The sequence below is a fragment of the Pollutibacter soli genome (genome assembly GCA_029269725.1).
Classification (GTDB): Bacteria; Bacteroidota; Bacteroidia; order Chitinophagales; family Chitinophagaceae; genus Pollutibacter; species Pollutibacter soli.
The window spans coordinates 191,609-216,195 of the sequence record JARJHS010000003.1; the positions used below are offsets into that span (position 1 = coordinate 191,609).

21 protein-coding genes and 1 tRNA gene are annotated in these 24,587 nt (G+C 42.9%); 13 read left to right on the plus strand and 9 right to left on the minus strand.

Annotated elements, in window-relative coordinates:
• Positions 1-46: 46 nt before the first annotated feature.
• Positions 47-1,303, plus strand: a complete 1,257-nt coding sequence (locus P2W82_RS09235; protein WP_336515588.1) for an aminotransferase class I/II-fold pyridoxal phosphate-dependent enzyme — start codon at positions 47-49, stop codon at positions 1,301-1,303.
• A gap of 330 nt (positions 1,304-1,633) precedes the next feature.
• Here the strand turns inward: P2W82_RS09235 and P2W82_RS09240 are convergent, their stop codons facing one another.
• A complete protein-coding gene (locus P2W82_RS09240) occupies positions 1,634-2,170 on the minus strand; it encodes a thioredoxin family protein (protein ID WP_336515589.1) in 537 nt (178 codons plus the stop codon).
• A 50-nt stretch (positions 2,171-2,220) separates the two neighbouring features.
• Between P2W82_RS09240 and P2W82_RS09245 the strand changes: the two genes are divergently transcribed.
• Positions 2,221-2,781 (plus strand): UbiX family flavin prenyltransferase, encoded by a 561-nt coding sequence (locus tag P2W82_RS09245; RefSeq protein ID WP_336515590.1) that lies wholly within the window; start codon positions 2,221-2,223, stop codon positions 2,779-2,781.
• A gap of 178 nt (positions 2,782-2,959) precedes the next feature.
• On the opposite strand, the gene lolA1 is transcribed toward P2W82_RS09245, so the two are convergent.
• From lolA1 to P2W82_RS09270, 5 genes are all read right to left on the minus strand, one after another.
• Positions 2,960-3,628: an outer membrane lipoprotein periplasmic chaperone LolA1 gene (gene lolA1, locus P2W82_RS09250; protein WP_336515591.1), complete on the minus strand. Its 669-nt coding sequence runs from the start codon at positions 3,626-3,628 to the stop codon at positions 2,960-2,962.
• 100 nt (positions 3,629-3,728) lie between these two features.
• Positions 3,729-6,263, minus strand: a complete 2,535-nt coding sequence (locus P2W82_RS09255; protein ID WP_336515592.1) for an FtsK/SpoIIIE family DNA translocase — start codon at positions 6,261-6,263, stop codon at positions 3,729-3,731.
• Between the two features lie 98 nt (positions 6,264-6,361).
• The gene (locus P2W82_RS09260; protein ID WP_336515593.1) at positions 6,362-6,769 is read right to left on the minus strand and encodes a DUF423 domain-containing protein; all 408 of its coding nucleotides are present in this window, start codon (positions 6,767-6,769) and stop codon (positions 6,362-6,364) included.
• Complete coding sequence (locus tag P2W82_RS09265) at positions 6,750-7,286, minus strand: shikimate kinase (RefSeq protein WP_336515594.1); 537 nt, start codon at positions 7,284-7,286, stop codon at positions 6,750-6,752. The genes P2W82_RS09260 and P2W82_RS09265 overlap by 20 nt, the downstream gene beginning before the upstream one ends.
• Positions 7,287-7,292: 6 nt before the next feature.
• Positions 7,293-8,474 carry an acyl-CoA dehydrogenase family protein gene (locus P2W82_RS09270; RefSeq protein ID WP_336515595.1) on the minus strand — a complete coding sequence of 394 codons (1,182 nt, stop codon included), beginning with the start codon at positions 8,472-8,474 and terminating at the stop codon, positions 7,293-7,295.
• A 94-nt stretch (positions 8,475-8,568) separates the two neighbouring features.
• On the opposite strand from P2W82_RS09270, the gene P2W82_RS09275 reads away from it, so the two are divergent.
• From P2W82_RS09275 to P2W82_RS09305, 7 genes are all read left to right on the plus strand, one after another.
• Positions 8,569-9,231: a DNA alkylation repair protein gene (locus tag P2W82_RS09275; protein WP_336515596.1), complete on the plus strand. Its 663-nt coding sequence runs from the start codon at positions 8,569-8,571 to the stop codon at positions 9,229-9,231.
• Positions 9,232-9,397: 166 nt separating this feature from the next.
• Entirely contained in the window at positions 9,398-10,762 is a 1,365-nt protein-coding gene (locus P2W82_RS09280; protein WP_336515597.1) for an amidohydrolase family protein, read from the plus strand.
• A 385-nt stretch (positions 10,763-11,147) separates the two neighbouring features.
• Entirely contained in the window at positions 11,148-11,438 is a 291-nt protein-coding gene (locus P2W82_RS09285) for a hypothetical protein (protein ID WP_336515598.1), read from the plus strand.
• A complete protein-coding gene (locus tag P2W82_RS09290) occupies positions 11,438-12,319 on the plus strand; it encodes a fructosamine kinase family protein (RefSeq protein ID WP_336515599.1) in 882 nt (293 codons plus the stop codon). The genes P2W82_RS09285 and P2W82_RS09290 overlap by 1 nt, the downstream gene beginning before the upstream one ends.
• 97 nt (positions 12,320-12,416) lie before the next feature.
• On the plus strand, positions 12,417-12,995 hold the full coding sequence (locus P2W82_RS09295; RefSeq protein WP_336515600.1) for an RNA polymerase sigma factor: 579 nt from the start codon (positions 12,417-12,419) through the stop codon (positions 12,993-12,995).
• Positions 12,988-14,445, plus strand: coding sequence for a porin family protein (locus P2W82_RS09300; protein WP_336515601.1), 1,458 nt, complete (start codon positions 12,988-12,990; stop codon positions 14,443-14,445). The genes P2W82_RS09295 and P2W82_RS09300 overlap by 8 nt, the downstream gene beginning before the upstream one ends.
• A gap of 13 nt (positions 14,446-14,458) precedes the next feature.
• On the plus strand, positions 14,459-15,052 hold the full coding sequence (locus P2W82_RS09305) for a c-type cytochrome (RefSeq protein WP_336515602.1): 594 nt from the start codon (positions 14,459-14,461) through the stop codon (positions 15,050-15,052).
• Positions 15,053-15,055: 3 nt separating this feature from the next.
• On the opposite strand, the gene P2W82_RS09310 is transcribed toward P2W82_RS09305, so the two are convergent.
• A complete protein-coding gene (locus tag P2W82_RS09310) occupies positions 15,056-15,442 on the minus strand; it encodes an SET domain-containing protein (RefSeq protein WP_336515603.1) in 387 nt (128 codons plus the stop codon).
• 50 nt (positions 15,443-15,492) lie between these two features.
• On the opposite strand from P2W82_RS09310, the gene mgtE reads away from it, so the two are divergent.
• The 3 genes from mgtE (at position 15,493) to P2W82_RS09325 (ending at position 21,121) form a co-directional block, all read left to right on the plus strand.
• A complete protein-coding gene (gene mgtE, locus P2W82_RS09315) occupies positions 15,493-16,884 on the plus strand; it encodes a magnesium transporter (protein WP_336515604.1) in 1,392 nt (463 codons plus the stop codon).
• Positions 16,885-16,993: 109 nt separating this feature from the next.
• Positions 16,994-18,829, plus strand: a complete 1,836-nt coding sequence (glmS, locus tag P2W82_RS09320) for a glutamine--fructose-6-phosphate transaminase (isomerizing) (RefSeq protein ID WP_336515605.1) — start codon at positions 16,994-16,996, stop codon at positions 18,827-18,829.
• 72 nt (positions 18,830-18,901) lie between these two features.
• Positions 18,902-21,121: a DUF4954 family protein gene (locus tag P2W82_RS09325; RefSeq protein ID WP_336515606.1), complete on the plus strand. Its 2,220-nt coding sequence runs from the start codon at positions 18,902-18,904 to the stop codon at positions 21,119-21,121.
• Positions 21,122-22,011: 890 nt separating this feature from the next.
• On the opposite strand, the gene der is transcribed toward P2W82_RS09325, so the two are convergent.
• Together der and era are read right to left on the minus strand one after the other, a co-directional pair.
• Positions 22,012-23,316, minus strand: coding sequence for a ribosome biogenesis GTPase Der (gene der, locus P2W82_RS09330; protein WP_336515607.1), 1,305 nt, complete (start codon positions 23,314-23,316; stop codon positions 22,012-22,014).
• 37 nt (positions 23,317-23,353) lie between these two features.
• Positions 23,354-24,223 carry a GTPase Era gene (era, locus tag P2W82_RS09335; protein WP_336515608.1) on the minus strand — a complete coding sequence of 290 codons (870 nt, stop codon included), beginning with the start codon at positions 24,221-24,223 and terminating at the stop codon, positions 23,354-23,356.
• A 73-nt stretch (positions 24,224-24,296) separates the two neighbouring features.
• Here era and P2W82_RS09340 point away from each other — a divergent pair.
• A tRNA-Met gene (locus P2W82_RS09340) sits at positions 24,297-24,368 on the plus strand.
• Positions 24,369-24,587: the final 219 nt, after the last annotated feature.

Genomic DNA, 24,587 nt, shown 5'->3' on the forward strand with positions numbered 1-24,587 from the left:
AAAGCTTTACATTTGCGGCAATTTTTAATCGCAATTTGTCCGTTTTATGGCTGATATTTTTGAAAGATTACTAAAGAACTATGGTCCGATCGGACAGCACCGTCGTGCCGCACATGGATATTTTGCTTTCCCCAAACTGGAAGGCCCCATCGGAAGCCGGATGCTGTTCCGTGGCAAAGAAAAAATTGTCTGGAGTCTTAATAATTACCTTGGCCTGGCTAATCATCCTGAAGTGAGAAAAGCCGATGCCGAGGCTGCCGAAAAATTCGGCCTCGCATTACCCATGGGCGCCCGGATGATGAGCGGAAACTCCAATTACCACGAACAACTCGAACGCGAGCTGGCTGCATTCGAAATGAAAGAGGATGCTATCCTGTTGAATTTCGGTTACCAGGGCATGGTGAGCCTGATCGATGTTCTTTGTAATCGTCATGATGTAATCGTTTATGATGCGGAAAGTCATGCGTGTATTATCGACGGCTTGCGCATGCATCCAGGCCATCGTTATGTTTTTAAACATAATGATGTTGAGGATTTTGAAAAACAGCTTCAACGCGCGACTACGCTGATCGAGAGACAGCAGAGCGGCGGTATCCTGGTGATTACTGAAGGCGTTTTCGGAATGGCAGGAGATCAGGGTAAACTGAAAGAGATCTGCGCTTTAAAAGAAAAATATACTTTCCGTTTATTGGTGGATGATGCACACGGTTTTGGAACTCTTGGCAAAACAGGAGCCGGTGCCGGAGAAGCGCAGGGTGTACAGGACGAAATTGATTTGTATTTCTCCACGTTCGCTAAGTCAATGGCCTCTATCGGGGCATTTGTTGCGGGACCAAAAGATATCATCGATTATATCAGGTATAATATCCGAAGCCAGATTTTTGCGAAATCATTGCCTATGCCATTGGTACTGGGCAATCTGAAAAGACTGGACCTGCTCCGTACACAGCCTTCCCTCAAAGACAAACTTTGGGAAAATGCTACCAAGCTTCAACAGGGTTTAAGGGAAAAAGGATTTGATATCGGTAAAACCGATTCAGTGGTAACTCCGGTTTATATGAGCGGAGGTGTGGAAGAGGCAACCGTAATGGTTTCAGACCTGAGAGAGAATTATAACATATTCTGTTCAATAGTTGTATACCCGGTAATTCCGAAAGGACATATCATTTACAGACTGATTCCGACAGCTTCTCATACAGATGAAGATATCAGGCTCACGTTAATAGCGTTTGAGGAAACAAAACAGAAACTCGATGCCGGCACCTATAAAAGTGTGGAAATTCCACACATGGCCGAAGTTTAAGGTTGAACGTTAAAAGTGGATACGTTGAACGTAAGCGTTTGTGGGTGCTAACAGACATCCCCAAACGCTTTTTTATTTGCAATTGCTTTGTGAAAACGAAAATTACGAGAGAAAGAAAATGTGGCAGTCGAAACTTTTTTTGTGGTCATTCCTTCTGGCGAAAAGATCAGCGAATCACCTTGACCTGGCCGACTGTTCACTGCTGCCTCCTGCCTCCTGTCTTCTGCCTAAAAAAAAAGAGGCCAGGATAGAAATCCAGCCCCGTTTTAAATCCAATATCCTATGAAAAACCGAATCTATAACGGGGGCTGTTAACGTTTTATTGTATTTCTATTTCCAAACTGACACAAATTTTTTCTGATAGTCCATAAATGGAGTTTTTCCATAATGTCCGTCACCAAAATATTTCACCAGCATCTCCATATCTTTTACTTCAAGATAACCGGGAATTGCTTGTGGTGTACTTCCATCCGGGGGAAGAATGACCGTTGTTGGAAATGAAAGCTGACCTTGCGTCAATGCAAGTGCGAAGTCGTTGACGCGGACCTGTGAATTATAATTGAAACTTTTTCCGTTCCAAAGCAAAGTTTCTTTCGTTTCCGCATCGAGTTTTACCGCATAAAAATTTTCGTTGATATATTTTGCAACCTGTGCGTTGGAATATGTTTTTTTATCCATCACTTTACACCAGCCACACCAATCGGTATACAAATCGATCAAAATCGGTTTCTTACTGGTTTTTAATTTTGTTTGCGCCTGTTGAAGACTGATCCAATCCAGTTTCACTTTTTCTGCGGATGGGTTGTTGAATGAACTGTTCAGCACCACCACCACAATTACCAATATCACATGGGAAAGTTTTTGCATAGTATTTTGTTTATTTACATTGATTTCAACACAAAATTATAACGAATTTGATGCGCAAAATTGTAGTCGCAGTTACCGGTGCGAGCGGGGCAATTTATCCGAAATTACTTCTCGACAAGCTCCAGTTGATTCAGAATCAATGGAATGAGCTAAACCTGGTAGTTTCTGACAATGCCCGTGAAATCTGGAAACAGGAATTGCCTGAAGCTGATTTTTCGCAATATCCATGGAAACAGTTTGCCAAAACTGATTTTAACGCCCCTTTTGCTTCCGGATCAGGTCAGTTTGATACGATGATTGTTATTCCCTGCTCGATGGGCACCCTTGCCCGGATCGCAGGCGGCATCTCCAACGATCTCGTCACCAGGGCGGCAGATGTCATTCTAAAAGAAAGAAGAAGACTGATCTGCGTCATCCGCGAAACCCCTTACAGTCTCGTTCATATTAAAAATATGGAAGCAGTGACAATTGCCGGTGGAATTATATGCCCCGCAACACCTTCTTTCTACAGCAAACCTCAGACGCCGGAAGAAATCGCACAGACGGTTGTTGATCGCGTTATTGATTTGTGCGGATTTCAGCAGGAGACTTTTCGGTGGGGAGAGTTTTAACGTTCAACGTGGGACGTTGAACGTTAAAGGCAGTCGTTTGCGGAATTTTAGTGCTTCAAACCTTAAAGAGAAATTACTAAAAAAAACAGACCATGAATTTCTGCATTCATGATCTGTCCTTGAAAAAATATCTCCTTTTGTCAGGATATCACTTGCCGCTTAGGCTTACGTTTCACGTTTAACGTAAATCAATCACTTCCACGCCCGGAAATTTTTTCGCATCAAAAACAAAAGTTTCGTCAGCGATCGGAGCATTTGTACTCAAAGAATTAATGGTATAGATGTACCTGTTTCCATTTTTTTCGAATACCCTGGTTGACATAATCGTCTTGGTTGCCTTATCTACTTCCACCAGTACTTTGAAAAATGGTTTTGTTTTATCAATAGGAGTAAGCTCAACCACCTGGTACACTTTGTTGCCTCGTTTTACATCATCATTGGTGACATAGAGAAAATCGTTGTCGTAAAAATTAGAGAACAATTTCTGAGGTGTGATATTTCCTGCACTTTCGTCAAGTTTGGAAACCTGTACTTCGTTTGCACTTTTGTCCAGCGTCCATACATTTTTTGAATCACAGAAAATCTCCTGACCGGTGATATCTACTTTGTATTTCATTCCCTTCATCTGCAACACACCGGATTTTGACCCCTGGGTTTTACCAGCTGCGTTCTCGATTTTTAAGGCGAAATTGGCTTTAACTGTTTTATAACTTTTGAATTTAGTGCTCACCTCATCAAGGATTTTTTTCGCTTCGGGATCACTCTTGCCCATGCCTTTTGGAGTCTGCGCGAAAGATAAACTACTGATCAGTAACAGGATAAAGGATAAGATTGGGATTTTTTTCATTACGAGTTTTATTTATGATAAATAGCAAATTTCATATGACATACTATAGACGAAAATCAAACCAAAAGATTAATCAGGTACCCAATCTTAACATAAAATTTTAAGCCATCGTTTGAAGATACTGATCCAGCTCCATTTCGGATTTATACAGTACATCTCTTACTTTACTTCCCTGGCTTGGCCCTACAATACCTGCCGCTTCCAACTGATCCATCAACCTTCCGGCACGGTTATATCCCAACTTCATCCTGCGCTGCAATAATGAAGTTGATCCCATCTGGCTCTGCACAATTAAACGCGCTGCATCTTCAAACAGCGGATCTCTGTTCTGGATATCAAAATCCTTACCCTCCATTTCTTTCTCATCAACATATTCCGGTAACATAAACGCCTGCGGATATCCACGTTGTTCAGCGATATAATCAGCCACCTTTTCTACTTCCGGAGTATCAACGAAAACGCACTGCAACCTGGTGATTTCACCATTATAAGAAATCAACATATCTCCCCTTCCGATCAATTGTTCTGCACCACCGGTGTCAAGTATCGTTCGACTGTCAATCTTCGATGACACTTTAAACGCGATACGTGCAGGGAAATTGGCTTTGATCGTACCGGTGATGATATTTACTGAAGGACGCTGTGTTGCAATGATCAGGTGAATACCTACCGCACGCGCGAGCTGTGCAAGACGGGCAATGGGCATTTCCACCTCCTTACCCGCCGTCATGATCAGATCAGCGAACTCGTCAATCACGAGTACTATAAATGGCAAAAACTGATGCCCCTTTTCAGGATTCAGTTTTCTTGCTGCAAACTTTTCATTATACTCCCTGATATTACGACAACCCGCTTCTTTCAGCAGATCATATCGATTGTCCATTTCAATACACAGGGCGTTGAGCGTATGCACCACCTTTTTTGTGTCCGTGATGATCGCTTCCTCTTCGCCTGGAAGCTTGGCAAGAAAATGTCTTTCGATCGTACGGTATAAACTCAACTCTACTTTTTTCGGATCCACCAATACAAACTTGAGTTGTGAAGGATGTTTCTTATAAAGCAGCGAAACAAGAATTGCATTTACACCAACTGATTTACCCTGCCCGGTAGCACCGGCCATCAGCAAGTGCGGCATTGTTGCAAGATCAACAATGAAGTTTTCGTTGTCGATACGTTTGCCCAATGCAACCGGCAATGAGAAATTATTATGCTGAAATTTTTCCGAAGCGAGCAGTGTTTTCATGCTTACAATATTCTTCTTCACATTCGGAACTTCAATACCAATGGTACCTTTACCCGGAATAGGCGCGATAATCCTGATACCTAATGCAGAAAGACTTAGCGCGATATCATCTTCCAGGTTTTTGATACGTGAAATACGAACACCTGCAGCCGGAACAATTTCGTAGAGGGTAACGGTGGGGCCTACTGTCGCCAGGATTTTTTGAATGGCGATATCGTAATTCTTCAGCGTATTGATGATCTGATTTTTGTTGGCTTCCAGCTCTCCGGGATCCATTACTATTTTTTCACCGGAATACTGTTCAAGCAGATCAATCGGTGGATATTTATAATCACGCAGATCAAGCACAGGATCGTAAGGCTCCATCTTCACAGGTCTTGCAGGAAGAGCTATTTCATCATCTTCATCCTCTTCTTCTTCATGTGTGGGTTTTATTTCCAATGCAAGAATTCCCGGTTCTTCTTTTGGAACAAATGGTGTATGCTCAGCTGGCAAAACCGGTTCCGGTTTGAGTTTCTTTTTTGGAAGACCGATGATCGGTTCCCGCTCACTTTCTTTTTCAACAAGCAACATGGGACCTGATTCGGCTTCCGCTGGCTCCTCTTCTTCTTCTGGCCATTCTACAGGCTCTTCTGCTTTAGGTACAACCTTCAGTTTATTTTTCTTATTGGTGGCGGAAACTGGTGTTTTCAATAGATCTTCTTCTTCAGGTACCGCAGCAGGAACAGCAGGAGTTGCCGTTTTCTTCGTTGCCATCCAACCTGTAAATTTCTTTTTATCCGGTACATTGAACACCGGATTAAACCTCCATATGATATAAGAAAGCAATGCAACGAAAATCAATGCAGCTGTACCTACACTGCCAATAAATCCGGTCAGCCATTTGCTGATCATTTTTCCTATCTCACCGCCCCAGTTAAATGAAAATGAGCTCATAAAAAATGCTGCGCTCACGCTCACAATTAACAAACCCGTGATCAGGTATTTCAGATTCCGGGGAATGGAAAAAATCTTTTTATTGAATAAAAGATTGGCTCCCGTTACAAAGAAAAACGTGCAGAAAAAATATGATGCAACACCAAAGCCTTCGTACATGAACACATGCGAAATATATGCACCGAAGGCGCCAAGGAGATTTGCAATTTCAATTTTGTTGGGAAGAAGTATACTGATGCCGGAACTCGTCACTTTATCCTGGTCTTTTGCCCAGGTAAACAGGTATGATGTAAAGGCTACAAATAAAAAAAAGCTGAACAGAAGGAGAAACGCACCGACAATCTTCCTTGTCCTTTCGTCCTGAATGAAAGATCTCCACTCTACCTTTTCCAGTTCTTCATTGGTCAGTTTTCCTGGATCGGGTTTTTTCTTATCGGATTTTAAGCGATTGGCCATATGCAACAAACCTAGTTATTTTCAAGGAACTGGCTAAGACGCGCAGTACGAATGGCCAAAATTAGGATTTCTTTAGTGGGCTATAAAATTGACAGGCATTATTCTTTTTCCATATTCTTCACTTTCGGAATGCCGAGGAAAAAGGAGATCCAACCGGCTACAAGCAATATACCGCCAATGGGCGTCAGAAAGCCAAATCCACCCAGCCCTACTTTTTTTGTTGATTCAAGAAATGTAAGTAGATACAATGAACCGGAAAATAGAATCATACCTGAAACGAAAAAGTATCCCGCCCATTCCATCTTTTTATTCGGATAGCGTTTGTACAAAATACCAAGTGCAAGGAGAGCAAGACTATGATAAAACTGGTAAGTCACACCAGTCTGGTAGCTTGTAAGACTTTGACCTTCCGGTAGTAATTTTTTTAATTCATGAGCTCCGAATGCGCCGAGCAGCACACTCAATGCTGCGAAAACAGTTGCGGTTTTAATCAGGTTTCTGTGCATGTAAAATCAGGTTAATAAACGCGGGTACCGCAATATTCGTATTTTTTAATTCAAGTTTTGCCATGCTATAAAATTCTTGCCTTTCATCAATCTTTGACTTTATAAAGTCTTTTAATCCGTTGTCACTTAGGCTTTGGAGTAATGGCCGGTGAGCTCTTTCCGGTCTCAGTCTTGCTTCAAGCTCGTCGATGGAAGGGTTAAGCCAAACTGTAATTCCGTGCTGATTCATCCATTCCATATTATCATGAAAACATGGCGCCCCTCCACCTGTTGCAACAATTGAACTGAACCTGGTTGTGCCTTCATGCCGGTCACGACTAACCGATCTCAGCATGTCGGCTTCCAGTTGCCTGAAATACTCTTCGCCTTGCGCTGAAAAAATTTCCCTTATGGTACGCCCCTGTTTTCTTTCAATCTCACGATCAAGGTCAAGCCAGGGAATTCCCATTTCCTTTGAAAGCTTACCGGCCCAGTAGCTTTTCCCGGAACCCATAAAACCGATCAGGAAAATCTGCATCCCCGCTTATTTAAAAGCGTTAAAACCGGTGACGTCCATACCAGTAATCAGCAGGTGCACATCATGAGTACCTTCATAAGTGATCACACTTTCGATATTCATCATATGACGCATAACCGAATATTCACCAGTGATACCCATACCTCCCAACATCTGTCTCGCATCTCTTGCCGCATTCTGAGCAACTTCACAACCGTTTCTTTTTGCCATACTTACCTGCTGTGGTGTTGCTTTTCCCTGGTCCATTAAAACACCGACACGCCAGTTTAATAATTGTGCCTTCGTTATTTCGGTGATCATTTCGGCCAGCTTCTTCTGCTGCAACTGAAACCCTCCGATCGGCCGATCAAACTGTACACGCTCTTTCGAATATCTCAATGCAGTATCATAACAATCCATTGCAGCGCCAATGGTTCCCCAGGCAATACCATAACGCGCCTTTGTTAAGCATCCCAACGGCCCTTTCAATCCCTTCACAGTAGGAAATATATTTTCTTTCGGAACCTTCACGCGGTCAAAAACCAGCTCTCCGGTTGCAGATGCACGAAGACTCCATTTGCCATGGGTCGCAGGAGTGGTAAATCCCTCCATCCCCCGTTCTACAATCAACCCGCGAATATCTCCTGCTTCGTCTTTGGCCCAAACAACAGCCACCTGCGCATATGGAGCATTGCTGATCCACATCTTACTTCCATTCAACTCATAATGGTCACCCTTGTCCTTTATATTGGTAAGCATTCCCGCCGGGTTACTGCCATGATCAGGCTCAGTTAATCCAAAACAACCCAGCCATTCACCGCTTCCAAGCTTTGGCAGATATTTTTTCTTTTGTTCCTCACTTCCATATGCATATATCGGATACATCACTAAAGACCCCTGGACAGAAGCCGTGGAACGAACACCACTGTCTCCCCGCTCAAGTTCCTGCATCATCAATCCATAGCTGACATAGTCCAAACCGCCTCCACCATATTCCACTGGAATCGTCGGTCCAAACACACCCAGTTCTCCCATCTGCTTTATGATCTGCTCGGGAAACGCTGCACGCTGAGCATAATCTTCGATGATGGGTGAAATATCTTTCTTTACATAATTACGTACGGTTTCCCGGATGAGTTTTTGTTCGTCAGTGAATAAATCGTCAAGATTATAATAGTCCGGGCTCTGAAACTGATCTTTTAACGCCATGGGGTTCTGATTTGATTTATGGAAGCCCCGCAAAGATAAGCAACCGCCGATAGTGTTGATTTATCAGCTATTTTAGAGACTGGCTCCACCCGTTATGCATCCATATCTTTTATCAGCAGAGAATGCATTCAGTAAAAAAACAAATCCGGCAAATGCAGCCGCTGCAAAGGCTTATCTGCGCAATCAATTTGATTTTTTTGGGTTGAAAACCGATCTGCGAAGAGAAATCACCAAATCTTTATTCAAAAAAGAATTACCAGGTGCAGAAGAAATACCCAATATCCTTAGGCAGGCGTGGGAACACCCGATGCGCGAAATGCAGTATTTCGCGATCGAGCTCGCAGCCTGTTATAAAAAAGAATGGCCGGAAGAAATGATTGTCCATTTCGAAAAAATGATCCTTGGCAAAAGCTGGTGGGATTCTGTTGATGCCATCGCGTCCCAGCTTACGGGTCCGTATTTCAAAAGATATCCTGAACAGGTAATTCCGGTTACCTCTGTATGGAACAAATCAGGAGACATCTGGCTGCAAAGAAGCAGTCTGATTTTTCAGCTGTTGTACAAAAAAGAAACCGACACTACACTGTTGAAAAAATACATTCTGCAACTGAGGAAATCAGATGAATTTTTTGTCCAGAAAGCCATTGGCTGGGTACTTCGACAATATGCCCGAACCAACCCGGAATGGGTGAAAATGTTTGTTGAGCAAACACAACTACCTGCACTCAGCAGAAGAGAGGCATTAAAACATTTTTAGTTGTGCGTTTTTCGTTGATCGTTGAATGTTGTTCGTTTTTGTCGGATACAGGTTGTGTTGAAGAACCCAAGTTCAGTTGTTGAATCATAAAAACAGGCCGATCAATGGCATTGAAACCAGCATGATATTTTTAATCAGTAACTTTCTGAAACACAAATTCATCACTATGTACCGCCTGCTGATCATCACCTTGATATTTTTAAGCTGCCATATTCAGGCACAGGAATCACTCGTAGATTCAAAAGGGAAAACCATACTGATAAAAAATGTGAACCTGATCCCGATGGATAAAGAAACAGTGATTGCAGCACAGGATGTACTCGTGCGTGATGGAAAAATTGCAGCCATCGGAAAGACTGGTTCTTTGTCGGGGACCAATAATGCGTTTGTAGTGGACGGTTCGGGAAAATACCTCATGCCCGGATTAGCAGAAATGCATGCGCATGTACCACCGGAAGACAACATGCCTGCGATACAGGAAACCGGAATGCTGTTCGCATTGAAAGGTATCACCACGATCCGCGGAATGCTGGGTCACCCCACACATCTCGTTTACAGAGAAAAAATAAACTCCGGCGAAATAACCGGACCAAGATTTATTACATCAGGTCCCTCACTCAGCGGAGGCTCTGTGAAAACACCGGAAGAAGCAAGCGCAATGGTACGTGCCGAAAAACAGGCAGGATATGATTTTCTCAAACTCCATCCGGGACTTACGCCTGAAACTTTTGCAGCGCTGGTGAAAACGGCAAAAGAAGTCAATATTCCCTTCGCGGGCCACGTATCATATAAAGTTGGTGTTTGGCGCGCTATCGATGCCGGCTATGCGACAATTGACCATATGGATTGGTTTATCGAAAGTCTTGTTCCGGGCATAGATACTATACCAGAAGCAAGTGTTGGTTTCTTTGGATTGTACGTAGCAGATCGCGTTGATGAAAGCGGAATTCCAAAACTCATTTCAGGACTTAAATCGAAAAATATCTGGGTGGTACCAACAGAATGTCTTCCACGTCGGTGGTCCTCAACGGTAAGTGCAGATCAATTGAATAATTCTCCGGAAATGATGTATATGTCGCAGAAGACAAGAGAGAATTGGGTGAACGCGAAAAAGAATATGCTGCAGAATCCAAAATACAGTGCGGAAATTTCAGCAAAACAAATTGCAATACGTCAGAAGCTGCTTCGCGAGATGTATAAAAACGGAGTAGGTATTTTACTGGGGTCTGATGCCCCGCAGGTTTTTGATGTTCCCGGATTTTCCGCACACCAGGAACTCGAATACTATGTGGATGCTGGTTTAACTCCTTACCAGGCCCTCGTAACAGGTACGGTTAATGTTGGCCGTTATCTCAACAGAAATGATATTGGTACAATAAAAGTCGGATCTGCCGCTGATCTCATCCTTTTGAACTCAAATCCGCTTAAAAATATTAAAGCAACACAGGATATCAAAGGTGTAATGCTATCGGGAAAATGGATGTCAGAAAAATACATCAGCCAGGAGCTGAAAAAACTGGTTAAAAGCTGAGGGACAAGGCGAAGGACGAATAGCGGGGGATGAATTGAGTAAGTAGCAGGTAGTGGGGAGTAAGAAGGAGTGGAAAGTATAAAGTATAAAGCTTTAAGTTGAAGGTCGGCGCAGCCGATGGTTTTTTTGTGTGTCGGTTTTGATGAGATTATGCCTCCGGAAAACTCTGAACTATTAAATGTCTACATTAAAAGTATCAATTCATCTAAGTACTGACCCCACCGGCCTGCTGCCCGCTGCCTCCTATCAACTTTGAACTATTGACTGTAAACTCAAAACCAAATGGCCTTGTTTTTGCTGCTAAGTAAGCGTCTTCTTTTTCGCATGTTACGTGTATAGACCATGGTGCCGAAGACAAGCCCGGCTTTACTTTCAATAAAAATCTATGAATGAAGAAATTTTTACATCATCTTTAAAAAATACTGCGCCGCCTGAGGGTTTAAGTGTAATACTTGCTGCTCTCTGGTGGGAAAAAAAAGGCGACTGGCAAAAAGCGCATGATCTTGTGGAACATGAAAACAGCGCAGCTGGTGCATGGATCCATGCTTACCTGCACAGAGTAGAAGGCGATACCTGGAATGCGGATTACTGGTACCGGCATGCAGGCAAAGTAAGACCTTCGGTTAGTACATCTGAAGAATGGTCGCAACTCGTGAATAATTTTCTGCCGCGCTGATGCTTTCGAATAACATTAGCAATTTTCTGCAAGATAAAATCGCCGACTTAACAGGTAAAGCAACAACGTTATTAAACCTGACGCAGATTCACGGTGGCGATATCAATGAAACATACCAGGTAAAAACAAATACAGGTGATTTTTTTTTAAAGCTGAATAGCGATGCACGGAATACTGATTTTTTCGCAGCAGAGGCTGATGGGCTGGAAAGTCTTTCAGGAAAGAGTGAGCTCATCATTCCAAAACCATTGTTTCATGGTAATATAGATGGAAATCAGTTTTTATTGATGGAGTTCCTGCCAAAGGGAATCGTACGCGGAAATTTTTGGGAGAATTTTGGTCGCAATCTCGCTATACTTCATAAAAACGCGAATCCTCAATTCGGCTGGAGCGAACATAATTATATCGGTATGCTTCCGCAGAAAAACAATTTTCAACATTCCTGGAATCAGTTTTATGCTGAATCCCGGGTATTATTTCTGGTTTACTCCGCGGCTTCTCAAAACGATCATTATTCAGGGCTGATCCCTTTTGCGGAGAAATTCTGCTCAAGACTCGAAAACATAATTCCCGAAGAAACGCCCGCCCTGCTGCATGGAGATCTCTGGAGCGGCAATTTCATGGTTCATGAAACCGGTCAGGCTGCTGTTTTTGACCCTTCCGTTTATTTTGGACACCGGGAAATGGATCTTGCGATGACACGTTTATTCGGAGGGTTCCATACCCGGTTCTACCAGGCTTATGACGAAGAATTTCCATTAACTCCAGGCTGGGAAGAACGCATCCCGATCTTTCAACTCTACCCACTCCTTGTTCACATGGTCCTTTTTGGCGGGCATTATTACGATTCCGTAAAATCCATATTGAAAAAATTTTCCTGAGCATCCGTTTACTGGCAACCGGGAAAGATAATGTTTCGTACTGGCACATATACTGGGCAAAAAAGCATTGTACCTTTAATCCGCCAAAAAACCTTCATTGCCTGAACAGAAGAAAATACTGGTTATTCTGAAGGGTTGTGTCCGGAACGACCGTGGCAGTCAGAAAGCACTATACACTCTGCTTGCTGACTATGCTATGTCTATTTGTTTCAGGTATTCGGCTAACCATCAGGAAGCTGAAGAAATGATGAATGAAAGTTTTGTAAAGCTCTTTAAAAGCATTCACAAGTTTGAGAGCAACAGGTATACGGATACCTTAACCTCGCTGAAAGGATGGTTCAAACGCATCATCATCAATACCTGCATTGATCAGTTCCGGAAAAATAAACACAATGCCATGACCCATACGCTGCCGGAGGAATATGATGTTCCGTCAGAAAACCAGGCCACGGCAATAGACCAGATATCATATAAAGAAATTATCGATTCCATAAGTCAGTTATCTCCTGCCTACCGGAATGTGTTTAATCTTTTTGTAATAGATGGTTATTCACATGAAGATATTGCAGAGCAGTTAGGCATATCTGTGGGCACCTCAAAATCCAACCTTTCCAAAGCCAGAGAAAAGATGAAAAAATTAATCCTGAAACTAACCCGATACAAAGCATATGCATAACCTTTCAGATGAAGAACTGGATCGCCTGAGCAGAGAAGCTGCCGGCCAGAATCTGACTCTGGCAGGTGATGCAGCCTGGGAGAAGATCAAAAGCCGACTGGATGCAGAGATGCCGTCCGGTTCAGGATTTAATTTCCATATCATTCCTGATCTCGCACTGTTGTTGATCCTGTTTATCGGTTTACCGTTACTGTTATCCCGACCTGGTAAACAAAATACTTTCAGCATAAATCAAGCCGGACTGGCCATTACCAATGACACAAAAAACAAACTGAACGGTGCTGAAAATAAATTATCTGCAGAAGCCACTTCGCAGACACAACCCTTTACAACAAACAAACGTATCGCTGAGAATAGAGGAACAACTGATGACAATGGATCAGCAACAAATAACCCGGCCTCTGCTGTACCCTCCGAAGTTCAACCAGTCGACAATGTAACGGTAACGAAAGACCGAAAACAAAAATCCGGCGACAATTCCCTCACTGAAAACAATGACAATAATGTTATTGCTGCAACCAATAATACAAATTCAGCCGGCGGTAAAGAGAAATCCACGAATCCGGATACAAAGAAAAGTAATGATGTTACCGCTGGCAACATCCTGCCTGATGAATACACAGGTTCCGGAATTGTACCTATGATAGCTGTGCTGGAAGAACCCGTTGCCCTTCATGGTAAGTATAATCTTGAAAACAAGGAAAAGATACCAGCTTCAAAAATGAAGTCGTTTAACGGAGTTGGTATTGGCTCAGTGGCGAAAACGAATAAAACCACGGCAGAATCAGTTAAACAGTCGAAGAAATTGAAGCTCAAGGATGCCGACTCGAAAACGAGCAGAATGCTTGAGATTGGTGCTGTATGGTCACCGGACATCAGTAAAGTAGGAGCAGCATCACCCAAAAGCGTCGGTAATATTTTTGGAATGACGGTGGGCTATAATTTCAATAAACGCTGGTCAATTCAAACAGGGGTTCTTTATTCAAATAAATATTACACGGCTACGGGTGGCGAATACAAAAAGATCCCTGGCTACAATCCTTATGATCCCTGGGTAAAGATCACTAAAGTTCAAGCTGAATGTCTGATGTGGGATATCCCGATTAATGTAAGATACAACTGGTACTGGAGGCCGAAGCAACGGGCATTTGTGAGCACAGGTATGTCTTCTTATTTCATGAAGCAGGAAGATCTGCATTACTGGTACAAATATTATAATAATCCGAGGTACAAGAACTGGATAAATGAGGAAGGCAGCAGCTATTGGTTTTCTGTTGTGAATTTTTCTGCAGGATTTGAACAACAGATTATTGATGGTCTTACAATTCAGGCCGAACCATTTGTGAAATTATCTGTACGCCAGCTTGGATACGGCTATGTAAATTTAAAATCTTATGGAATTTTCCTGGGACTGAAGTACGTCCCGCCTCTCCATCGTTCAAAAAAATAAAAAATCATTCAGGATGAAAAGAACCGGTTTTCGGGGATCATATGTATCCCCTGGCATAGCCTTGCTTTTACTGATCGTTTCCTGTAGTAAAAGTGATAGTCCTTCGACACCCTCAAACCCCTGCGATGGTGTAAACATCACGGTGGAGACAGCAGCACAAAATGCTTCCGCGTGTAAATCTGACGGTAAGATAACGGTTACGGCCAGCGGCAGCAGCGGCCTGCAATACAGTATCAACGGTACAACCTTCCAGGCATCCAACGTTTTTGATAATGTGGCAGCAGGGAATTATACGGTAACTGTAAAAAACTCAGGCAACTGTTCCAAAACGGCATCTGTTTCTGTAACACAGAGCGGCGGGACTGCAGGCCCTTTGTTCACAGCAGCTAAATCTGTAATCGGAACGATTTGTGTAACATGTCATGCACCCGGCGGACAACAGCCTACACCCAATTTTACCATCGATTGTAATATCGTTGCCAATGCAGCCAACATAAAAAGGCGCGCAGTCGATGAAGGTACCATGCCTCCGACAGGTCCGCTTTCACAGGCGGATAAAGACAAAATTTCAGCATGGGTGAATGCGGGAGGGAGACTGACTGACTAACGTTCAACGTTGAACGTCAAACCACACCTTCTTTCCATCATTCCAATCCCCATTATAGTTGATAAAAAGTTCTTCCCCTTTTTTGATATCCCGCATAGTCGTGATAGTTATCGTCTGTTCATCAAAATCCATTTCATATTCGCAATTTGCCGTGTAGGAATGATTGTAAATGGGAATATATCCTAAAGCCATCGCTGACGATTTTGTTCCGGGATCCCATTCAAATATATAGTCATGTAACAAGGTCTGATCGATGACGGAACGATCTTTTTCCGGCAACACGATTACTGGAGAAATCTCAATAACAGTACCCTTATCAATGGGCTCGGTGGTAAAAACACCCCGGCCCATTTTTTTTGTTGGCGCAATGATGAGATAAGGCTGAAGCATAGTGCCATGTTTTAAAGAAAACAAAATTAAATTAGCGCAAATTCTGCGTAATGAGTATTGAATCGACGGAACTCACCCTACAGGAACAATTTGAAGAAGTGATCAGGGAAGATGACAAACTGAAAATCCAGGAGTTTCTGAACAGTCGCAATATCAGTGAAGTTGCAGAATTGATCAACGACAACGAAGAACAGGCTCCGTCCATTATTGCTTCACTATCCGTTCATCGTGCCGCGAGTACTTTCAAGATACTGGATGTCTCCATGCAAAAAGAGATCATTCATCATCTCCCCGCTTTAAAAACTGCGGAATTACTGAATGAACTTCCTGCCGATGACCGTACCGACTTTCTGGAGGAGCTAAATACAGAAGTCGTTCGTGAGCTCATTAAAATGCTTAACCCGGAGGAAAGAAAGATCACACTTTCCCTGCTGGGATATCCGGAAGATAGTGTCGGACGCCTGATGACACCGGATTATATCGCTGTAAGTGAAGACTGGACCGTAAAAAAAGTACTGGAGCATATCCGGCGTTATGGCCGCGATAGTGAAACGATCGATGTTATTTATGTGATCAATGAACATGGCCAACTGGTCGATGACGTGAGGATCCGTGAATTCCTTTTTGCACCGCCGGAAAAAACGGTGCGGGAACTTGCAGATGGCCGTTATATAGCTTTGCATGTAAATGACGACCAGGAGGCTGCGAGCCAGGTATTTAAAATGAATAATCGGGTGGCGCTTCCCGTAGTGGATGATCAGAAAATACTCGTGGGTATCGTTACGATTGATGACATGCTCTGGGTAGCCTCGGAGGAATTCAGTGAGGATATGCAAAAGATTGGGGGTACAGAAGCTCTTGATGAGCCCTACCTGGAAATCCCCTTGCTTCGTTTGTTTAAAAAAAGGATAGTCTGGCTGGTGGTACTCTTTCTCGGCGAAATGCTAACGGCCACGGCTATGGGGTATTATGAAAATGAAATTGAAAAAGCGGTTGTACTTGCACTTTTCATTCCACTGATCATCGCAAGTGGGGGAAACAGCGGCTCACAGGCATCGACATTAATCATCCAGGCTATGGCTGTACGTGAGGTTGAACTGAGTGACTGGTGGCGGGTGATGAGAAGGGAAATTATTTCAGGGGTGCTACTTGGTTCTGTGCTCGGTGTTATTGGTTTCGCACGCGTAGTAATCTGGTCGCAGTTTTTCCCGAATGTATATGGGGAGCATTATTTCCTGATTGGCCTTGCTGTTGGCCTGTCACTTATTGGTGTGGTACTTTTAGGGACGCTTACAGGCTCCATGTTGCCGATCGTGCTCAAAAAGCTGGGGGCCGATCCCGCCGTATCTTCTGCGCCATTTGTAGCTACACTCGTGGACGTCACCGGTTTGATTATCTATTTTTCGTGCGCATATATGTTCCTCAAAGGCAATTTATTATAAATTCTTTCCGTTACAACACTGCATGTCATGGCTTTAACGATCTGAATTGCCCTATGCCAGTTTTATTGAATAATTTGCTGCATCAAAAATTATATTATAACATTACTATATGTGTGGAATTGTTGCTTACGTTGGACCCAAAGAAGCTTATCCGGTCATTCTCAAAGGATTAAAACGACTTGAATACAGGGGGTATGACAGCTCTGGAGTTGCACTTCTCGACAAAGAACTAAAGATTTATAAGAAAAAAGGCAAGGTTGCAGAACTCGAAGAAAGCCTGGTAGGCAAAGACCTGCACGCCCATATTGGCATTGGTCATACACGCTGGGCCACGCATGGTGAACCCAATGACAGAAATGCTCATCCACATCTTTCTGCAAGTGGTAAACTGGCGATGATCCATAACGGTATCATCGAAAACTATGCGCAACTGAAGCAGGAATTGCTGAAGAAAGGGTATGAATTCAAAAGTGATACTGATACAGAAGTGCTTTTGAATTTCATCGATGATATCCGGGAAAATAACCAATGTTCCCTTGAAGAAGCTGTTCGCATTGCATTAAAACGCGTTGTGGGAGCTTATGTGATCATCATTGTGGACCAGGAGTCCCCGGATACATTAATTGCAGCCCGCAAAGGAAGTCCATTAGTTATTGGCATCGGTAAAGACGAGCATTTTCTTGCTTCTGATGCTTCCCCAATAATTGAGTATACCAAGGAAGTGGTGTATGTGAATGACTATGAACTGGCCATCATCAAGCCGGATGAGCTGGTGTTGAAGAATCTTGGAAATGAGAAACTCACCCCTTTTGTACAGAAGCTGGATATCGAACTGGCAGCAATCGAGAAAGGTGGTTACGAACACTTCATGCTGAAAGAAATATTCGAACAGCCGCATACAATTTATGATTGTCTTCGCGGTCGTCTTGATCTTTCCAACGGTCAGGTCAAAATGGCGGGCGTTCAACAGAACATTGAGCAGTTGAAGAATGCCAACCGGATCATCATGGTTGCCTGCGGAACCAGCTGGCATGCGGGATTGGTTGCTGAATATATTTTCGAAGAGCTCTGTCGTATTCCTGTTGAAGTGGAATATGCTTCAGAGTTCAGGTACAGGAACCCGGTTATCCATCCCGGTGATGTTATCGTCGCTATTTCACAAAGTGGTGAAACTGCAGATACCCTGGTAGCTATAGAAAAAGCAAAAGAGCAGGGCGCATTTATTTTCGGTGTACTCAATGTGGTAGGTTCATCCATTGCGCGAGCATCACATTCAGGTGCATACACACATGCAGGGCCGGAAATCGGTGTTGCCAGTACAAAAGCATTTACTGCTCAACTGGCGGTATTAACAATGATTGCTTTAAAACTGGCAAAAGAAAAAGGCACTATCGATGCTGCGAGATATAATAACCTTTTACATGAACTGCATGCAATTCCTGAAAAGGTGGAAGTGGTTTTGCAGCAGAAAGATAAAATCCAGGCCATTGCAGCGAAATACAGCAACGCCAATGATTTCCTTTACCTGGGTCGCGGATACAATTTCCCTGTTGCGCTGGAAGGCGCTTTAAAAACAAAAGAGATATCTTATATACACGCTGAAGGATATCCTGCAGCTGAAATGAAACACGGCCCTATTGCGCTTGTTGATGAAACGCTGCCAGTGGTTTTTGTAGCGACAAAAGATGCTTATCACGAAAAAATTGTCAGCAATATCCAGGAGATAAAAGCCCGCAAAGGAAAAGTGCTGGCAGTAATCACCGAAGGCGATGAAATCATTTCCCAGTTGTCTGATGATATAATGGTCGTTCCTGAAGCTGATGAAATTGTCGCACCCATGCTGAATGTGATCCCCATGCAATTGCTTGCCTATTATATCGGAGTAAGCAAAGGATTGGATGTTGACAAACCACGTAACCTGGCAAAAAGTGTTACAGTGGAATAAGGGATGTCTCAATGAAAGTTTTAGATTTGAAAACAGTTTTTTGCAGCTGAGCCTAAACCAAAATGCAGGCAGATGAACCTTATCCACAAAAGACCTCTGCAATCTCTCGGTTACCAGTTTATTGCTCCGGAATTTTTACCGCCGGGAAAAGATGAGTACCATCTTCGCAATACGCAAAACCGGAGCGGTATCCATTATCGTCACCTGAATGCAGCAGAACTTGAATCACTTGTTCGCAACAACAATACTTCCGACGACTGGAATAAAATCCTGGTTTCCGATGCGTTCAATCCGACACTTGTAAAGAATTGTAATTTTTTCGGACTGGTCAGGATCGGTAAGCTTGAATCTTATTACCTGGAGTTTCATAACCTGCGCATGCCGGTGGGTTTGTACAACAGCACGATTATCAGTACAGATATTGGCGATAATGTGGTAATCGACAATGTAAACTTTTTATCACACTACATCATTGGCAATGAAGTGATCATTGTCAATGTGAATGAACTGGCAACCACAAGCGCATCTAAGTTCGGGAATGGTATAATAAAAGACGGAGAGCCTGAAAACATTCGCATCTGGTTAGAAGTTTGTAATGAAAATGCAGGTCGTGGAATTCTTCCTTTTAATGGTATGTTACCCGGCGATGCTTATCTCTGGGCCAAATTCAGGGATGATGAAGTGATGATGGACAAGTTCAAAACTTTTACCGAAAAAATATTCGATCGGCAACGTGGGTATTACGGAAAAATTGGTGATCGCACCGTAATCAAAAATTGCAGGATTGTAAAAGATGTATGGATCGGTTCTGATGCGTATATCAAAGGCGCCAACAAAATAAAAAACGTAACCATCAACAGTTCTCCTGATGCCAAATCGCAGGTGGGGGAAGGTTGTGAATTGGTGAATGGAATCGTGGGATACGGATGTCGTATATTTTATGGCGTGAAGGCTGTGCGCTTTTTTATGGCTTCTCATTCGCAGTTGAAATATGGAGCTCGTTTGATCAATGCTTATCTCGGAAACAATTCCACCATCTCCTGTTGCGAGGTGTTGAACACATTGATTTATCCTTTTCATGAACAGCACCATAATAATTCATTTTTGTGCGCTGCACTCATTATGGGGCAGACGAACATGGCCGCAGGAGCCACCATCGGCTCCAATCACAATTCGAGAAGCCCTGACGGTGAAATCCAGGCGGGACGTGGCTTCTGGCCGGGCCTCTGCGTTAGTCTCAAACACAATTCCCGTTTTGCAACATTCACTATTCTTGCAAAAGGGGATTATCCATCGGAACTGAATATTCAGATCCCGTTTTCTCTCGTAAGTAATGATGAGAGCAAAAATGAACTGGTGATCATGCCGGCGTATTGGTTCATGTATAACCTGTATGCTTTGACGAGAAATGAATGGAAATACAATGCACGTGATGCACGTACTGAAAAAATTCAACTTCTTGAATTGAATTATCTCGCTCCTGATAGCGTAAATGAAATATTCCAGGCGCTGGATATTTTTTGTGTCGCTGCAGGCAAAGCATGGTCGCTAAATAAGAACGAGAAAACAAAAACAGAAACAGAATATCATGCTATCGGGAAAGCTTTATTAGAAGCTGATGATGCAGCCGTTGATGGACTTGAAATTCTTGTGAATGGTTTTGAGAACAGTGATCGTAAAGTAAAAATTATAAAGGTCAGAAAAGCTTACCAGGTTTTTAAGAGGATTGTACGTCATTATGGTATTGAAGCGATACTACAGAAGATTGCATCCAGCACAAATGATGATCCGGAAGCGGTGATTGCAGAACTTCCGTTTTCTGCAAAACGAAATGCATGGATGAATATCGGCGGACAATTAATACCAAAAGATAATTTTGAAAAGTTAAGGAGCGATATTCACGCTGGCAAAACAGCTTCGTGGTCCGCAATTCACAAATTTTACATTGACCAGGGCAAAGCGTACCAGGATCAAAAACTAAAGCATGCCCTCTCCTGCCTGATGGAAATTTCTGGTTTTAAGAAGAAAGATTTTACACCGGAATTGATCAACGACCTCATCCAGGAAAACATAGCCACCAAAACATGGATTTTTGAAGGCATAACTCTCTCACGTGAAAAAGACTATACCAATCCTTTCCGCAAAATGGTCTTTGAAAACGAAACCGAGATGAACAAGGTAATCGGTAAGTTTGAAGACAACAGCTTTATCAAACATAAAAAAGAGGAACTGGCGGATTACAAAAAGCAGGCGAAGAAGTTGACGGCGAAGTTTAAGTCATCGAAGGTGTAGATCACCTCCACCGTTTTTTTCTTTTTAACGGATGCCTTGAAGCATGTATTTAACGCCTTTTTTCTTGGGCCGGTTGAATACAAACTCGATAAAATCCGATCAAACCTGAATCTTTTGAATTAAACAGCGAGCCCCCATTAGGACCTGCTGTTTGATGGGCGAACCCTCATTCAATATTGAATTAGAAAGGAAATCTGCCGTCAGCGCCTACACGGAAGAAGTCAAAGCGTGAAATTCCTTGCACCGGATTTACTTCCGCTTTCGGAAAAAATTCTTATTACTTAATTCTTCGTTTCGGCAAAATTGCAGCAGTTCAACGAACAACGTACAACGATGAATCAAGAACGCAACCAGTTCTCACTGAATCAGCTGTCCCGAATTAAATGCAGAGGTTTCCAGGTTCTGCACTTCTGCTTTCATTTGCATTTCTCACCGCTCAAATCTTACGTCAGTTCCGCTATAAAGAAATGCTTCTACCGGAACATCGGCATAACCTTGCCGTAATATTGATGCATCGGGCTCTTACGAAAGCGAACTATATACTATGTACTAATAACTCCTGCTTACTACTTACTCACATCTTCCCTCATGCTAAAAAAAAAGCCCCACATTAAGCGGGGCCTGGTTTTCTCATGTGCCCAATAAATATCTTACGAATGCAAATGCATTGAATACTTTACGCTGAAACGGATGGCAATTGTGTTTTGGTTGATCCGGAAAAATTCCGGGCGTATACTGCAGATCGTTTGCAAGGATGCGGAACCGTCTTCTAAATACTGGTAATTTTCTCAGGGTACAGGAATACTTATTATGGCAGGCTCCGCGATTATTCGGGAACAAAAATATGGGAATCGTATAACCCGTGCAAAATACGGGACGGAATTTTGTACCTATTTCTTTCTAAAAAATACCCGGATCGGCACACCTTTAAAATTGAAGTTCGCGCGAAGCTGGTTTTCAAGATAGTTCCTGTAGGGTGTTTTTATATCATCAGGATAATTACTGAAGAATGCAAAACTGGGAACAACCGTCGGAATCTGTGTGATGTATTTGATCTTTACTGCATTTCCGCGAACAACCGGTGGATGATAAGATTCGATTGCTTTCAGCATCACTTCATTCAGTTTCGAAGTAGGAATTCTTCGTTGTCTGTTCTCATAAACTTCCAGCGCAACTTCAATTACTTTGAAAATTCTTGTTTTTTCAGTTGCTGAAATAAATACAATCGGAACATCAGAAAACGGCGCGATTCTTTCTTTTAATTCACGTTCATAATCACGCGCTGTATTGGTTTCCTTTTCCACCAGATCCCATTTGTTTACCAGTAGTACAATACCTTTCCCTTTTTTTGACGCAAGGGAGAATATGTTCAGATCCTGCTGGGTAATTCCTTTTTGTGCGTCGATCAGCATAAGGCAGATATCGGCTTCATCCACAGCTTTAATTGCACGTATTACAGAATAGAACTCCAGGTCCTCATCTACTTTTGATTTCCGGCGTATGCCAGCGGTATCGATAAGAATAAAATCTTTCTGGAATAACTGGTATCGTGTGTGAATAGTATCACGTGTAGTGCCCGCGATATCGCTCACGATGGTACGCTCCGAACCTACCAATGCGTTAAGCAAAGAAGATTTACCAACATTGGGCTGACCAATGATGGCAATCTTTGGAAGATTCTCTTCTTCCTTTTCCTCTGCTTCCGGAATAAGTTCGGCAACTGCATCCAGCAACTCACCAGTACCACTTCCGGAAATAGCACTCAGGAAAAACACATGTTCAAATCCAAGGCTGTAAAATTCAGTGGCCTCCAGCTGACGTTGGTGATTATCTACTTTATTTACCACCAGGAACACGGGTTTCGTTGAACGTCGCATTATTTCAGCCATGCTGTCGTCAAAAGCTGTGATACCCGTTGCAGCATCTACCATAAAAACAATAGCACTTGCTTCTTCTACTGCAATGAGCACCTGCTTACGAATTTCACGTTCGAATACATCTTCGCTATCTGGTACAAACCCACCGGTATCAATCACGTTAAATGTCTTGCCAGCCCATTCACTCTCACCATATTGGCGATCCCTTGTCACCCCTGGCGTATCCTGTACAATGGCTTTTCTTTCTTCAATCAACCTGTTGAAAAATGTACTCTTGCCAACATTGGGTCTTCCTACTATCGCTAATGTAAAACTCATACGTTATACGTGTTACGTTAAACGTTCAACGCAAGCGCTAAACGTATCCGAATTCTTTCAGGTGTAAATCATTGTCCCGCCACTTAGGCCTTACCTTGACAAAAAGTTCCAGAAAAACTTTTGAATCAAGAAATGCTTCGATCTCTTTCCTCGCAGTTGTTCCCAGTTCTTTAATCGACTGACCTCCCTGCCCCAGCAGAATCGCCTTTTGCGATTCTCTTTGAACAATAATCTCTGCAGTAATTTTAATCAGGGTACTCTTTTCTTTAAATTCCGTTACCTGCACAGCCGTCTGGTACGGAATCTCTTCATCGAAAAGATCATAGATTTTCTCGCGGATTATTTCAGCAACAAAAAAACGCTGTGGCATATCCGTGATATCATCTTCTGCAAAAAAAGCTTCTCCTTCAGGAAGATATTTCAAAATCGTATCAATCAGTTTATCCAGGCCGGTTCGCTTTAATGCTGAAACTGTAACTGCTTCGTTACAATAAGGTCTTTCAAGAAAAAACTGCACTGTCTTTTCCAATGCTTCCCTCTTTACCATTTCGGCTTTATTGATCACCACTATCGCCGGGACTTTTAATTTTAAACCCGCAAAAACTTCATCCGCAGAATCAGGTGCCTGTTTGGCATCTACGATTAATAAGGCAAGGTCGGCATCCTCCAGGCTCGTTTTTACTGCATGCATCATTCTTTCATGCAGTTTGTACTCTGGCTCAATAATTCCAGGTGTATCTGAGAAAATGATCTGGTAACCCGGTCCGTTCAAAAAAGCACGGATACGATGCCTGGTTGTCTGCACTTTTGGTGAAACAATTGCGAGCTTTTCGCCCACCAAAGCGTTCATTAATGTACTCTTACCAGCGTTAGGCTTTCCGAAAATGTTAACAAATCCCGATTTCATCCGAGGCGCAAAGGTAAAACAGTAAAATTTGTTTGGCAGATAAATTCATGAAGGCTACCTTTGCGCTCCACATCGCGAAGTAGAGCAGCGGTAGCTCGTCGGGCTCATAACCCGAAGGTCGGGAGTTCGATCCTCCCCTTCGCAACAAGAGAAAGTCAATCAGCAATGGTTGACTTCTTTATTTAAGTGAAAGTCAATCAGCAATGGTTGACTTTTTTATTTTCTCAACTCGTCGGCCTCATATCCGCCGCGGCGGACGGGAGTTCGATCCTCCCCTTCGCAACAACAGAAAGTCAATCAGCAATGGTTGACTTTTTTATTTTATCAACTCGTCGGGCTCATATCCGCCGCGGCGGACGGGAGT

What these genes read in the sequence shown, in the direction of transcription:
- P2W82_RS09235 (WP_336515588.1), top strand. Translation starts at nt 47, where the DNA reads ATGGCTGATATTTTTGAAAGATTACTAAAGAACTATGGTCCGATCGGA.
- P2W82_RS09240 (WP_336515589.1), bottom strand. Translation starts at nt 2,170, where the DNA reads ATGCAAAAACTTTCCCATGTGATATTGGTAATTGTGGTGGTGGTGCTG.
- P2W82_RS09245 (WP_336515590.1), top strand. Translation starts at nt 2,221, where the DNA reads ATGCGCAAAATTGTAGTCGCAGTTACCGGTGCGAGCGGGGCAATTTAT.
- lolA1 (WP_336515591.1), bottom strand. Translation starts at nt 3,628, where the DNA reads ATGAAAAAAATCCCAATCTTATCCTTTATCCTGTTACTGATCAGTAGT.
- P2W82_RS09255 (WP_336515592.1), bottom strand. Translation starts at nt 6,263, where the DNA reads ATGGCCAATCGCTTAAAATCCGATAAGAAAAAACCCGATCCAGGAAAA.
- P2W82_RS09260 (WP_336515593.1), bottom strand. Translation starts at nt 6,769, where the DNA reads ATGCACAGAAACCTGATTAAAACCGCAACTGTTTTCGCAGCATTGAGT.
- P2W82_RS09265 (WP_336515594.1), bottom strand. Translation starts at nt 7,286, where the DNA reads ATGCAGATTTTCCTGATCGGTTTTATGGGTTCCGGGAAAAGCTACTGG.
- P2W82_RS09270 (WP_336515595.1), bottom strand. Translation starts at nt 8,474, where the DNA reads ATGGCGTTAAAAGATCAGTTTCAGAGCCCGGACTATTATAATCTTGAC.
- P2W82_RS09275 (WP_336515596.1), top strand. Translation starts at nt 8,569, where the DNA reads ATGCATCCATATCTTTTATCAGCAGAGAATGCATTCAGTAAAAAAACA.
- P2W82_RS09280 (WP_336515597.1), top strand. Translation starts at nt 9,398, where the DNA reads ATGTACCGCCTGCTGATCATCACCTTGATATTTTTAAGCTGCCATATT.
- P2W82_RS09285 (WP_336515598.1), top strand. Translation starts at nt 11,148, where the DNA reads ATGAATGAAGAAATTTTTACATCATCTTTAAAAAATACTGCGCCGCCT.
- P2W82_RS09290 (WP_336515599.1), top strand. Translation starts at nt 11,438, where the DNA reads ATGCTTTCGAATAACATTAGCAATTTTCTGCAAGATAAAATCGCCGAC.
- P2W82_RS09300 (WP_336515601.1), top strand. Translation starts at nt 12,988, where the DNA reads ATGCATAACCTTTCAGATGAAGAACTGGATCGCCTGAGCAGAGAAGCT.
- P2W82_RS09305 (WP_336515602.1), top strand. Translation starts at nt 14,459, where the DNA reads ATGAAAAGAACCGGTTTTCGGGGATCATATGTATCCCCTGGCATAGCC.
- P2W82_RS09310 (WP_336515603.1), bottom strand. Translation starts at nt 15,442, where the DNA reads ATGCTTCAGCCTTATCTCATCATTGCGCCAACAAAAAAAATGGGCCGG.
- mgtE (WP_336515604.1), top strand. Translation starts at nt 15,493, where the DNA reads ATGAGTATTGAATCGACGGAACTCACCCTACAGGAACAATTTGAAGAA.
- glmS (WP_336515605.1), top strand. Translation starts at nt 16,994, where the DNA reads ATGTGTGGAATTGTTGCTTACGTTGGACCCAAAGAAGCTTATCCGGTC.
- P2W82_RS09325 (WP_336515606.1), top strand. Translation starts at nt 18,902, where the DNA reads ATGAACCTTATCCACAAAAGACCTCTGCAATCTCTCGGTTACCAGTTT.
- der (WP_336515607.1), bottom strand. Translation starts at nt 23,316, where the DNA reads ATGAGTTTTACATTAGCGATAGTAGGAAGACCCAATGTTGGCAAGAGT.
- era (WP_336515608.1), bottom strand. Translation starts at nt 24,223, where the DNA reads ATGAAATCGGGATTTGTTAACATTTTCGGAAAGCCTAACGCTGGTAAG.